Genomic DNA, 12,468 nt, shown 5'->3' on the forward strand with positions numbered 1-12,468 from the left:
TCCTCGACAGCGTCAACACCGATGCCCAGGGCCGCCCCATCCAGGCCACCCACTCCCGCTTCGCCGCCGACCGCGTCGAACTGTCGGCGTGAAGGGAGGATCGGGCCGTTGGACCGGGAGGCTCTGCCTCCCGGACCCTCCGCTCAGGGGCACAGTGTGCCCCCGAGACCCCGCCATGAGCGCTCCGCGAGGAGGGGGTTGTTCCGCCGGTATGCCATCCGGCGACCGGTGTCCTGTCCCCCCTCCTCGCGGAGCGCTCACAGGGTTCCAAGGGACTAACGTCCCTTGGCGGGGTGTCCAGAGGGGCGGAGCCCCTCTGGCCCCGGCCCGATCATCCCCTTCAATGCCCCGATGGTGCGCCGGCGATGGCGGTGCGGAGGCGGCTGGAGAGGGCGTCGATGGCGGCGACCATGACGAGGATGAGGACGACGATCATCGAGACGGCCGGCCATTCCAGGGTGCGGATCATTTCCGAGAGCATGAGGCCGATGCCGCCCGCGCCGACGATGCCGATGATGGAGGAGGAGCGGGTATTGGATTCGAACATGTAGAGCACCTGGCCGGCCAGGACGGGCAGAACCTGCGGCAGCACGCCGTAGCGGATGCCGTGCAGCCGGTTGCCGCCGGTGGAGGCGATGCCTTCCGCCGCCTTGCGGTCCACCGCCTCGATCGCCTCGGAATAGAGCTTGCCGAAGGTGCCGATATCGGAGGTGACGATGGCCAGCACCCCGGCGAAGGGGCCGAGGCCCACCACGCTGATCCAGATCAGCGCCCAGATCAGCGCGTCCACGCCGCGGACGCCGTCCAGCGCGCGGCGCGACAGGAAGTGCACCACGCGGTTGATGGTGGTGTTGCGCGCCGCGAGGAAGCCCAGCGGGATGGCCAGGATGGAGGCGACCAGCGTGCCGAGGAAGGCGATGGCGAGCGTCTCGGCCAGGAGCTGCAGCATCTGCACGAAGCGCGCCCAGGAACCCGGGTCGGGCGGCAGCATCAGCGTCAGGAAGTGCAGCATCTGCCCCATCCCGGCGAAGACGCGCAGCGGCGAGAGCTCCAGGCGCCAGATGCTGACGGCGAGGAGCGCCAGCGCCGCGGCGGTGATCGCCAGCCCCTGGATGCGGGAGGGCGGCATGCGCCGGAACGCAAGCGGGTGGCGGGCGACGAGGCCGGGAAGGTCCGCCAGCGCGGCGTTGCGGATGGCGCCGCTCATGCCTTCTGCTCCAGTCCGATGAGGTGGTGGCGCAGGCGCTCGGTCAGCATGTCGATCACCATCACGGCCAGGATGATCAGCAGCAGGATGGCCGAGACGTCGTTGTAGTAGAACTTGCGGATCGCCTCGAGCAGGTCCTGCCCGATTCCGCCCGCACCGACGAAGCCCAGCACGGCGGCCTGCCGCACGTTGATCTCGAAGCGCAGCAGCGCATAGCTGGCGAAGTTCGGCAGCACCTGCGGCAGGGCGCCGAAGCGCACCGCGGTGAGCCAGCCGCCGCCGGTGGAGCGGATGCCCTCGACCGGCCTCATGTCGATGTTCTCCACCACCTCGGTGCACATCTTGCCCAGCGCGCCGGCGGTGTGGATGGCGATGGCCAGCACGCCCGGCAGCGCGCCGAGGCCGAAGGCGATCACGAAGATCAGGGCGAAGACGATGTCGGGGACGGTGCGGCAGAATTCCAGCAGCCGCCGCGCCGTGCCGCGCAGCCAGGGCTGGCGCACGAGATTGGCGCTGGACACGAAGCAGAGCGCGAAGCCGGCCAACGCGCCCAGCAGCGTGCCGACATAGGCTATCAGCATCGTGTCGAACAGCAGCAGGCCCCATTTGCGAAGGCCCCAGAACCACTCGCCCGGGCTGGTCCAGACGCGCGCACCCGTGGTGCTGCCCTCCAGCGTGGTGATGCGGTCGAAATAGCCGAAGAAGGCGCCGATATGCCGCCCGAGCTGGCCAGGATCGACCTCCGCCACCCAGGCGGAGACGAAGGCGAGCGCGGCGACGACCAGCAGCGCGAGAAGGAGCTGGCGGCGCCCTGCCCTGCGGCTCTGTGCGTAGTCGCCCATCAGGCCCGCGAGGCGCGGCTCCGGCAGGCGGGGCAGGGCGATGCTCATGTCAGTGGGACCCGTTCAGACGCGATCCCGCCCCGCTGGCCATGCCGGCGGGGCGGGCTTCGCGGAAGTTCCGCCTCAGGCCTTGCGGCGGAGGCTGTCGACGAAGCGGTTCAGTTCGATGATTGGCTGGTAGGCGCTGTTGTCCACCGGCATCCAGGGGCCGGACTTGCCGTCGTAGATCTTGTCGAAGGCCGCCTTGTTCTCCTTCGGCATGGCCAGCGCGGCGGTGCGGATCGCCGTGCGCAGGTCCTCCGGCAGGCTGGTCAGGTAGGCCATCGGGGAGTTCACGATCTGGTCGGACTTGAAGATGATGCGGAAATCCTCCGCCTTCACCATGCCCTTGCGCGCCATGCGCAGCAGGTTGCTCTCCTGCTCGTCGTTCCACCAGTTGGCGCACATGTCCACCGTGCCCTGCTGGAGCGCGATGATCGCGTTCTCATGGCTGCCGGTATAGACGACCTTGTTGAAGAACTCGTCCGGCTTGATGCCCATCTTGTCGAGGGCGAAGCGCGGCACGTTGTTGCCGGAGGTGGAGTTCGGGTCCACCAGGCCGAGGTTCTTGCCCTTCAGGTCCTGCACCTTCTGATAAGGCGAGTCCTTCTTCACGTAGAAGACGGAGTAGTAGCCCTTGGTGCCGTCGAGGTTCGTCTCGATGGCGAAGGCCTCGATCTTCGCACCGGTCATCAGCGCGCGGGCGAAGGAGGAGGGGCCGTAGGAGGCGATATGGATGTTGCCGGAGCGCTGGCCCTCGATCACCGCCGCGTAGTCATTGGCGATGCGCAGCGTCACCTTGGTGCCGAGCTTCTTCGACATGTACTCGGTGAAGGGCGTCCAGCGGTCGATCACGCCCGAGGCGTTCTCCGCCGGGATGATCGCGAAGACCAGCTCCGGATAGGCCTTGGCCCAGGAGGCGGACTGGGCGCGGGCCAGCGAGGGCACCGCCAGCGGCGAGGCCAGCAGCGCGCCGGCGCCGAGCAGCATGCGACGGTTCAGCATGATCGGATGATCCTCAGGTCAGGGATGTCGTTCTACGCATAGGTCCGGGCCACCGTCTGCGGCGGCACCGGAGTTCCGGGGGCGGGGGATGCGGGCGCGGGTTCCGTTCCACCCATCGCCTCGGCGGCCTCCAGCCCATAGAGGCGGCGCGCCTCGGCCTCGCCCAGTTCCTGCGGCCCGCCGTCGAAGACCAGCTTGCCGCCGGCCAGCCCCACCAGCCGGTCGCAGTAGCGGCGCGCCACGTCGAGCGAGTGCAGGTTGCAGAGCACGGTGATGCCATAGCCGCGGTTGATGCGCTGGAGCGTGTCCATCACGATCTGCGTGTTGCGCGGATCAAGCGAGGCGATCGGCTCGTCCGCCAGCATGATCTCGGGCTCCTGCACCAGGGCGCGGGCGATGGCCACGCGCTGCTGCTGCCCGCCCGAGAGCTGCCCGGCGCGCTGCGCGGCGAGGTCGGCGATGTCGAACTGCTCCAGCGCCGCCAGCGCCATGGCCCGGTCCTCCTCCGGCCAGAGGCCGAACAGGGCACGCGGCAGGGAGACCTTGTTCAGCCGCCCGGTCAGCACGTTGGTCAGCACGTCGAGCCGGGGGGCGAGGTTGAAGTGCTGGAACACCATGGCGCAGCGGGCCCGCCAGTCGCGCATCGCCCGGCCCTGCAACCCGCTCACCACCTGTCCGTTCCAGAGGATGCGGCCGCCGCTCGGCATCTCCAGCCCGTTGATCATCCGCAGCAGCGTGGACTTGCCGGCGCCGGAACGGCCGATCACCCCCACGAAGCTGCCGGGACGGATCTCCAGCGACAGCGCGTCCACGGCCGTCTTCGCGCCATATCGCCGGGACAATCCATCGATGGTGAGCATGCGCCGTCCCGTCCAACCTGTCGGCTGGGGCGGTTAGCGCAGGCGGGTGACGCGGCTGTTTCAAACCGATGATGGATTCGTGACAGAGCCTGGGCGGAATGGTTCACCCTGGCGGCTCGTGCGGGCCGGGGAAGAAGGCGGAGCCTTGTCCCCCGGAGGGCAGCGTAATGTCGAAACCGTGAAGCGCGGACCGCGGCGGCGAGGGAGGCGGCTGTCCGTGCCGGCGTTCAGCCGCGCAGAAAATAGGTATAGCGATAGACCTCAACGAGGCCGAGGCGGGCGTAGAGGTCCCGCGCGCCGGTGTTGGAGGGCGAGACCTGCAGCCAGGCGGTGGTCGCCCCCAGCCCCGCCGCCCAGGCCGCCCCGGCGGCGAGGACACGCTGCGCCAGGCCCCGGCGGCGGAAGCGCGGGTCGGTCGCCACGTCGAAGATGCCGCAGAGTGCCGCATCCGCGACCACATGCGCGCAGGCCGCGGGCAGGCCATCCTCCCGCCGCAGCAGCCAGCGGCCGGGGCGGGCCAGCATGGCGCCGCCGCCGGCCTTTTCCGCGCGGCGTGCCTCGGTCTGGTATTCCGCCGTGGCCAGCACGGAAAGCCAGTCCTCCGCCGGGCTGTCCAGCAGCTCGACGCCCGCGCCGGCCGCCTCGGCCAGCGGGCGCAGCGGACCGGCCATCACGCAGGCGCCTTCATGTTCCACATAGCCGCGGGCCAGCAGCGCAGGCTTCAGTCCCGGCGGGTCGAGCGGCGTGGAGCGGAAGCGGACCGGCAGGCCCATCCGGGCGAAGTCGGCCTCCATCCGGTCCAGCCGCGCCTCCAGCCCGGGATCGGGCGAGGGGTCGAGCGAGCAGGCGGCGTTCGCCCGTCCCGTGCCGTTCAGGAAGCCGCGGAGCACGAAGCCGCCATCCCAGGCCAGGCGCGGCGCCGGAACGGCGGTCAGGGCGGCACGTTCCAGGGTCAGGACATCGGCGGAGGGGGGTTCGGCGGGCAAGGGGTCGGGCTCCGGGTGGCGGGTTTCTCCCGCCTCCCATGGCATGGCGGGGCTGGCAAGCGGGATGCCGGCCCGGAATTCCCCGTTTTTCCTGCAAAAACCGCGTTTTCCGATTGACGCCTGACGCAACTCACCTTATCTGTCCCATCGCTTCCCATAGGGGCGGCGGGCCTGCCGGCCTTCGCCGCTCTCCCTCCTCGCACATCGGGACATTGTCGGACGTGCCGCTTCTCGTAAGTCGGGCGCGCCGTTCTGGCAACACAGTCGTCCTGCCTTGGACCAATCCCTTGGTCCGCCGCGGGCCGGACGGCTCACCGGGAAGGGTCCCGCCCTCCCTGTCGATGACGGATACGTCCGCCGCATGCATCTTTCCGAACTGAAGGCCAAGAGCCCCGGCGACCTTCTCGCTTTCGCCGAGTCGCTTGAGATCGAGAACGCCTCCTCCCTGCGCAAGCAGGATATCATGTATGCCATTCTCAAGAACCTGGCCGAGAAAGACCAGGCGATCCACGGGGATGGCACGCTGGAGATCCTGCCCGACGGCTTCGGCTTCCTCCGCAGCCCGCAGGCCAACTTCCTGCCCGGGCCCGACGACATCTACGTCTCCCCCACGCAGGTGCGCCGCTTCGGCCTGCGCACCGGCGACACGGTGGAAGGCCAGATCCGGGCGCCGAAGGATGGCGAGCGCTACTTCGCCCTGCTGAAGGTCGAGGCGATCAACTTCGAGCCGCCCGAGGCGCTCAAGCACCGCATCAACTTCGACAACCTCACGCCGCTCTACCCGACCCGGCGCCTGCGGATGGAGAATGCCGAGTTGGAGGCCGCCCAGGCCAACAACAAGGGTCCCACCAAGGACAACACCCACCGGGTCATCGACCTTGTGGCGCCGATCGGCATGGGCCAGCGCGCCCTGATCGTGGCGCCGCCGCGCACCGGCAAGACGGTGATGCTGCAGAACATCGCCAAGTCGATCTCGGCCAACCATCCGGAAGTCTTCCTGATGGTGCTGCTGATCGACGAGCGTCCGGAGGAGGTCACCGACATGGCCCGCACCGTGCGCGGCGAGGTCGTGGCCTCCACCTTCGACGAACCCGCCACCCGCCACGTGCAGGTGACGGAGATGGTGCTGGAGAAGGCGAAGCGCCTGGTCGAGCACAAGCGCGACGTGGTGATCCTGCTGGACTCCATCACCCGCCTGGGCCGTGCCTACAACTCCGTGGTGCCGTCCTCGGGCAAGGTGCTGACCGGCGGCGTGGACGCCAACGCCCTGCAGCGCCCGAAGCGCTTCTTCGGCGCCGCGCGCAACATCGAGGAAGGCGGCTCGCTGACCATCATCGCCACGGCGCTGATCGACACGGGTTCGCGCATGGACGAGGTGATCTTCGAGGAGTTCAAGGGCACCGGCAACTGCGAGATCGTGCTGGACCGCAAGCTCTCCGACAAGCGCGTCTTCCCGGCGATCGACATCACCAAGTCCGGCACCCGCAAGGAAGAGGTCCTGGTGGAGCGTTCCACCCTGTCCAAGATGTGGGTGCTGCGCCGCATCCTGAACCCGATGGGCACGCAGGACGCGATGGAGTTCCTTCTGGACAAGCTGAAGTACAGCAAGTCCAACCAGGATTTCTTCGACGCGATGAATACCTGACCGGCCCGTCCGGTCCCTTTCCGAGCCCCGCCCGGTCCGCCTGGCGGGGCTTCTCGTTTCTGCCTTCCGGTTCCTTCCGGGAAGGTCCTCTTCTCTCCGGTTCCTGCGTGACCGCACCATCCGGCGCGGGCGGAAGTGCACGGCTCCGGAAGATCAAGGAAGCGGCATTTTCCCTCTCCATCGACTTGCAGGCACGTTGGATCGGCAAGCTGCATGAATTCTGTTCAAGAATTCGGCGAAACAGGGTCCGCTCCGACATTTAGCCAGCCGCTCAGGGCATTTTGTCCCTCAGGCCCCGGTTGATTCGGGTGCAGTCTCCCGGCCCATCGCAACGCAGGCCGGAACTCTCCTGCGTAGTCGAGGGGAAAGCGACGATGGACGAAGCCCTGGTGAAGCGCGTGGCGGAGGATATCCGCCTCTGGACGGGCGTCGAACTGCCCAACGAGACCGGCCGCCAGATGGCGTCGATGGACATCCCGAAGCTGATCGCCGATTTCGAGGCGCTGCGCGGCACGCTGCGCTTCGAGGACGAGCCCTCCTCCTTCGAGGCGGCGCTGCAAGGCTGCAAGGAAGGCGCGTGATGGACGCCGTGCCGATGGTCCCCCCGATGGTCACCACGGACGGCCTCGCCGGGCTGAGCCTCGCCGAGGCAGCGGATGCCTTCGCCAGGGGCGAGGTCACGGCCACCGCGCTGACCCGGGCCTGCCTGGACCGCATCGAGGCCCATGAGCCGGCGATCAACGCCACCACCTGGATCGAGCGCGAGGCCGCGCTGGAGGCCGCCGCCGCCGCCGACAAGGCGCGTGCCGCCGGCATCGCCCCCGGGCCGCTGGCCGGCGTGCCGATGGCGCACAAGGACATGTACTACAAGGCGGGCAAGCTCTCGACCTGCGGCTCCGCCATCCGCGGCGACTTCCGCCCGGACTACACCGCCACGGTGATCGAGCGGCTGGAAGGCGCCGGCGCCATCACCATGGGCGGCCTGAACATGGCGGAGTTCGCGCAGAACCCGACCGGCCATAACCGGCACTTCGGCGACTGCCTGAACCCCTGGAACGGCGACTACATCACCGGCGGGTCCTCCTCCGGCTCCGGTGCCGCCGTCTCCGCCCGCTTTGCCTTCATGGCGCTCGGCTCCGACACCGGCGGCTCGATCCGCCTACCGGCCTCGGCCTGCGGCGTGGTGGGCCTCAAGCCGACGCAGACCCGCGTCAGCCGCCATGGCGTGATGCCGCTCTCCTTCTCCTGCGACAATGTCGGCCCGCTGGTCCGCACCGTGCGCGACTGCGCCCGGGTGATGGGCGTCATCGCCGGCCATGATCCGAAGGATCCGACCAGCGCGAAGGAGGCCGTTCCCGACTACGAGGCCGCGCTGACCGGCGACCTGCGCGGCCAGCGCATCGGCGTGGCGGAAACCTGGTTCCTCGACGGCGCCGACCCGGACATCCTGGCGGCCTTCGATGCCGCGATCGAGGTGCTGCGCGGCCGCGGCGCCACCGTCACCCGCATCAGCCTGCCGGTGATGGAACAGGTGCTGACCTACGGCTCCGTCGTCAGCCGCAGCGAGGGCCCGGCCATCCACGCCAACTGGATGCGCGAGCGCCCGGGCGACTACGCCAACCACCTCAGCGGCCGCATGTTCCCGGGCTATGCCATCCCGGCCAGCTACTACATCGAGGCGCTGAGCCGGCGCGGCCCGGTGCTCAGGGCCTTCTGCGACGAGGTCTTCGCCCAGGTGGACGTGCTCGCCATGCCCACCATCCCGCGCCGGATCCCGACGCGCGCGGAATGCCGCATCGATGGCGGCGACCCGGAGGCCATCCAGCGCTTCGGCCTGATCACGCAGAACACCCGGCCGATCAACTATCTCGGCCTGCCCGGGCTCAGCCTGCATTGCGGCTTCGACGACCGCGGCCTGCCCGTCGGCCTCCAGCTTGTCGGCCGCCCCTTTGCCGAGGCCCGCCTCATGACCGTCGGCGACGCCTACCAGCGTGACACCGACTGGCACAGCCGCGTGCCGGCACTCGGCGCTGCATGATCATGCCGGGGCCAGAGGGGCTCTGCCCCCCTGGACACTCCGCCCAGGGACGGGCGAAGCAGTGCTTCGCCCCCATGGGAACCCCGTGAACGCTCCGCGAGGAGGGGTGATGGCCAGCCGGTCGCCAACTGGCGCAACGGCGGTCGAAGCCCCTCCTTGCGGAGCGCTCATGGCGGGGTCTCGGGGGGATAACATCCCCCTGAGCGGCCCCTCCTTCAGCAAAGGGTCCGGGAGGCAGCGCCCCCCGGTTCCCAGGCCGGATCATTCCGCCGCGAGCAGGGCCGGGGCGGTGGCGCCCCAGCTGGCGGTGGCCTTCTCGACGGCGCGGCCGACGCGGAGGAGCGTGGCCTCGTCGAAGGGGCGGCCGACGAGCTGTGCGGAAAGCGGCAGGCCGGAGGTGGAAAGGCCGGCCGGCATGGAGAGGGCGGGATTGCCCGTGACGTTGAAGGGCATGCTCTGGATCGGCCAGAACACAGGTCGGTCCGGCGGGCAATCGGCGAAGGCGGGGGCCGGGCCAAGGGCGCAGGCGGTGAGCAGCACGTCGTACGTCTTCAGCGCCTCGCGGTTCACCGCCAGGGAGAGTTCCCGGCGCAGGCGCTGGGCCTGGATATAGTCCGCGCTGCTGATCGCGGCGCCGGTGACGATGCGCATGAGGAAGAGTTCGCCGTAGTCCTCCGGTCGCTCCCGCAGGTCCTTCTCGTGGATGGCAAAGGCCTCGGCGGTCAGGATCACGCGGCCACAGGCGTTGAAGAGGGCGTAGTCGGGGAGCGTGACCTCCTCGACGATCGCGCCCGCCGCCTCCAGCGCCTGGCCGACGCGCTCGATCGCGTCATAGACCTCGGGCGAGAGCCCCTCGGCATCGCGGTAGAGGTTGCGCGGCATGCCGATGCGCAGGCCGGCAACGCCGTCCTCCAACCCGCTGCGCAGATCGGCCTTCGGCTTGTCGGCGCTGGCGGGATCGAGCGGGTCGAAGCCGGCCAGCAACTCGGTGGTGATCGCCGCGTCCTCGACGCTGCGCGTCAGCGGTCCGCAATGGTCGAGCGTGTAGGAAAGCGGGAAGACGCCGCGCCGGCTGATCAGCCCGTAGGTCGGCTTGAGCCCCACCGTACCGCAATAGGCGGCGGGGCCGCGGATCGAGCCGCCGGTGTCGGAGCCCATCGCCATGCGCACCATCCCGGCCGCGACGGCGGCGCCGGAGCCGGAGGAGGAACCGCCGGTGATATGGCCGGTGTTCCAGGGGTTGCGCGCGGGCGGGAAGGGGAGGTCGAAGCTCGGCCCGCCCATGGCGAATTCATGCGTCGCCAGCTTGCCCAGCAGCACGCCGCCGCCCGAGGCGAGCTTCGCCGCCACGACGCTGTCCCGTCCGGGAACGTTGTCGATCAGCAGCTTGGAATGGCAGGTCGTGCGGATGCCGGCGGTGTCGTAGATGTCCTTCAGCGCATAGGGGATGCCGTGCATCGGCCCATGATCGGTGCCGGCGGCGAGCTCGGCATCCGCGCGCGCCGCATCCTCCAGGGCACGCTCCTCCGTGACCAGCACGAAGGCGTGCAGGGCGCCATCGAGCTTCGCGATCCGGTCCAGCGCGTGCCGCGTCAGGGTGGCGGAGGTGAGGCTGCCGTCGCGCAGCTTCGCCCCGGCTTCGGCGATGGAGAGGTCTTCCAGCTTCGCGTCGCTCATGGCGTCTGCTCCCGCGTGATGGTGTCCAGGACATAGACGCCCGCCGGCTCGGCGGCGGCGGTGCGCGGCTGGCGCAGGATCGGCATCATCTTCTGCAGGTCGCGATGGGTGGCGAGCACGCCGGCATAGCGTCCCGGCGGCAGGGTGATGCCGGCGCGCGAGAGCGCCATGTCCAGTTCGGGATCGGCTTCGGTCGTCATGGGGGGACTCCGGCAGGGGCCTATCAGGCCAAGCGAGGAACGGCACGAGGTTACGTCCGCGCCACCGGTCTGTCGCGCCCAAAGAAACGGCAGGCCTCAGCATCTTCCCAATGTCGGACAGAAACGAAAGCCGTTGTTCCGGCAGTGAAAGCGGCGTGCGGCCCGGGAACCGGCGCGAGTCTGCCGCGTGCCGCGCCATGCCTGCCGGGAAGAGCGCCACCCCGCGTGACACGGGTCATGGTCCATCCCGTTCCGCCGGTGCGCGCCGCCGGACGTCCGCTTCGCGCGAGATGTGGCATGGCGATTGCAGATGCCGGTCGGCAGAGCTTCCGATCCGTCCTGCCGGGACCAAGGAGAGAAGATGACGGTGCCATCCCTGCGCCTGGGTGCGACGCGGCTTTGTGCGACCTTGGGCCTGATGACCGCGCTGCTGGGCACCGCTGCGCCCGCATCGGCGGAAACTGTGCTGCGCGTGGCCATGACGGCGGGCGACATCCCGCTCACCGCCGGCATCCCGGACCAGGGCTTCGAGGGCTGGCGCTTCGTCGGCTACAACCTCTACGATTCTCTGATCCTCTGGGACCTGTCGAAGGGCGACAGGATCGCCGACATCAAGCCGGGCCTGGCCACCGAGTGGCATGTCGATCCGGGCAACAGCCGGCGCTGGATCTTCACCCTGCGCAAGGGCGTGAAGTTCCATGACGGCAGCGACTTCAACGCGAAGTCGGTGATCTGGAACTTCGAGCGCATGACCAAGGAAGGCGCGCCGCAGTTCAACGCGCAGCAGTTCGCCTTCGCCCGCAGCTACCTGACCAATTTCGCGGGTGTCGAGCAGATCGACGACTATACCGTCGCCTTCACCACCAAGCAGCCGGACAGCATCTTTCCCTACAACCTGTCTTTCCTGATGATGGTCAGCCCCGCGCGGTCGGAGGAGCTGAAGAACGACGCCAACGCCTTCGCCAAGAACCCCTCGGGCACGGGTCCCTACCGCTTCTCCCGCATGGTGCCGGGTGAGCGGCTGGAGATGGTGCCGAACAAGGACTACTGGGACAAGGCCCGCATCCCGAAGCAGGACCGCCTGGTTCTTCTGCCGATGCCGGAGGCCTCGACCCGCACCGCCTCGCTGCTTTCCGGCCAGGTGGACTGGATCGAGGCCCCGGCGCCCGACACCATCCCGCGCCTGAAATCCTCCGGGATGCAGGTGATCACCAACGCCTATCCGCACAATTGGGCCTACCAGCTCAACTTCGTGGACAAGCCCTTCAACGACATCCGGGTGCGGCAGGCGGCGAACTACGCGATCAACCGCGACGACATGGTGGAGATGCTGGGCGGCATCGCCCTGCCGGGCTACGCCACCGTGCCGCCCTCCACCGCCTACTACGGCAAGCCGGTGAAGTACGAGTACAACCCGGACAAGGCCAAGGCGCTGCTGAAGGAGGCGGGCTGCGTCCCCTGCAACGTCACCTTCGCCATCTCCACCTCCGGCTCCGGCCAGATGCAGCCGCTGCCGATGAACGAGCTGGTGAAGGCGCAGCTGGAGGAGGTCGGCTTCAAGGTCAACCTCCAGGTCATGGACTGGAACGCGCTGCTGCAGGTGGGCCGCGAGGGCGTGGACAAGCACCACGACATCAACGGCATCAACATCACCCGCGCGACGCAGGACCCGTTCAACGGGATGTTCCGCTTCATCATGAAGTCGCAGTGGTCGCCGGCGGGCAGCAACTGGGGGCATTTCGAGGACCCGCAGACCGACCAGCTGGTCGCGGAGGCCATGAACACCTTCGATGCGGAGAAGCGCCTGCCGATCCTGACCAGGATCCACGAGCGCATGAACGAGCAGGCCGTGATGATCTGGGTGGCGCATGACCTGAACCCGCGCGCTCTGTCGCCCAAGGTGAAGGGCTTCGTGCAGGCACAGAGCTGGTTCCAGGACCTGACGCAAGTCACCGTGCAGCCCTGATAG

11 protein-coding genes are annotated in these 12,468 nt (G+C 68.9%); 4 read left to right on the forward strand and 7 right to left on the reverse strand.

The window, feature by feature from the left end; all coding sequences use genetic code 11:
• Positions 1–340: 340 nt before the first annotated feature.
• From phnE (BT98_RS0117360) to BT98_RS0117380, 5 genes are all read right to left on the reverse strand, one after another.
• Positions 341–1,207, reverse strand: a complete 867-nt coding sequence (phnE, locus tag BT98_RS0117360) for a phosphonate ABC transporter, permease protein PhnE (protein WP_019461376.1) — start codon at positions 1,205–1,207, stop codon at positions 341–343.
• Entirely contained in the window at positions 1,204–2,097 is an 894-nt protein-coding gene (gene phnE / locus BT98_RS0117365; protein ID WP_019461377.1) for a phosphonate ABC transporter, permease protein PhnE, read from the reverse strand. Before phnE (BT98_RS0117365) ends, phnE (BT98_RS0117360) begins: the two co-directional genes overlap by 4 nt.
• Positions 2,098–2,172: 75 nt before the next feature.
• Positions 2,173–3,093 (reverse strand): phosphonate ABC transporter substrate-binding protein, encoded by a 921-nt coding sequence (gene phnD / locus BT98_RS0117370; protein WP_019461378.1) that lies wholly within the window; start codon positions 3,091–3,093, stop codon positions 2,173–2,175.
• Positions 3,094–3,125: 32 nt separating this feature from the next.
• Positions 3,126–3,953: a phosphonate ABC transporter ATP-binding protein gene (gene phnC / locus BT98_RS0117375; RefSeq protein ID WP_019461379.1), complete on the reverse strand. Its 828-nt coding sequence runs from the start codon at positions 3,951–3,953 to the stop codon at positions 3,126–3,128.
• A 227-nt stretch (positions 3,954–4,180) separates the two neighbouring features.
• Positions 4,181–4,939, reverse strand: a complete 759-nt coding sequence (locus BT98_RS0117380) for a GNAT family N-acetyltransferase (protein WP_019461380.1) — start codon at positions 4,937–4,939, stop codon at positions 4,181–4,183.
• A gap of 361 nt (positions 4,940–5,300) precedes the next feature.
• Between BT98_RS0117380 and rho the strand changes: the two genes are divergently transcribed.
• The 3 genes from rho to BT98_RS0117395 all read left to right on the forward strand — a co-directional run bounded on the left by rho (position 5,301) and on the right by BT98_RS0117395 (position 8,622).
• The gene (rho, locus tag BT98_RS0117385; protein WP_019461381.1) at positions 5,301–6,584 is read left to right on the forward strand and encodes a transcription termination factor Rho; all 1,284 of its coding nucleotides are present in this window, start codon (positions 5,301–5,303) and stop codon (positions 6,582–6,584) included.
• 374 nt (positions 6,585–6,958) lie between these two features.
• On the forward strand, positions 6,959–7,165 hold the full coding sequence (locus BT98_RS24915; RefSeq protein WP_019461382.1) for a hypothetical protein: 207 nt from the start codon (positions 6,959–6,961) through the stop codon (positions 7,163–7,165).
• Complete coding sequence (locus BT98_RS0117395; protein ID WP_019461383.1) at positions 7,165–8,622, forward strand: Asp-tRNA(Asn)/Glu-tRNA(Gln) amidotransferase GatCAB subunit A; 1,458 nt, start codon at positions 7,165–7,167, stop codon at positions 8,620–8,622. The genes BT98_RS24915 and BT98_RS0117395 overlap by 1 nt, the downstream gene beginning before the upstream one ends.
• Positions 8,623–8,883: 261 nt before the next feature.
• Here BT98_RS0117395 and BT98_RS0117400 read toward each other — a convergent pair whose 3' ends face one another.
• Positions 8,884–10,299, reverse strand: coding sequence for an Asp-tRNA(Asn)/Glu-tRNA(Gln) amidotransferase GatCAB subunit A (locus BT98_RS0117400; RefSeq protein WP_019461384.1), 1,416 nt, complete (start codon positions 10,297–10,299; stop codon positions 8,884–8,886).
• Entirely contained in the window at positions 10,296–10,499 is a 204-nt protein-coding gene (locus BT98_RS0117405; RefSeq protein WP_019461385.1) for a hypothetical protein, read from the reverse strand. Before BT98_RS0117405 ends, BT98_RS0117400 begins: the two co-directional genes overlap by 4 nt.
• A 361-nt stretch (positions 10,500–10,860) precedes the next feature.
• Between BT98_RS0117405 and BT98_RS0117410 the strand changes: the two genes are divergently transcribed.
• Positions 10,861–12,465, forward strand: a complete 1,605-nt coding sequence (locus BT98_RS0117410) for an ABC transporter substrate-binding protein (RefSeq protein ID WP_019461386.1) — start codon at positions 10,861–10,863, stop codon at positions 12,463–12,465.
• Positions 12,466–12,468: the final 3 nt, after the last annotated feature.

The organism is Roseomonas mucosa ATCC BAA-692, from assembly GCF_000622225.1.
Taxonomy (GTDB): Bacteria; Pseudomonadota; Alphaproteobacteria; order Acetobacterales; family Acetobacteraceae; genus Roseomonas; species Roseomonas mucosa.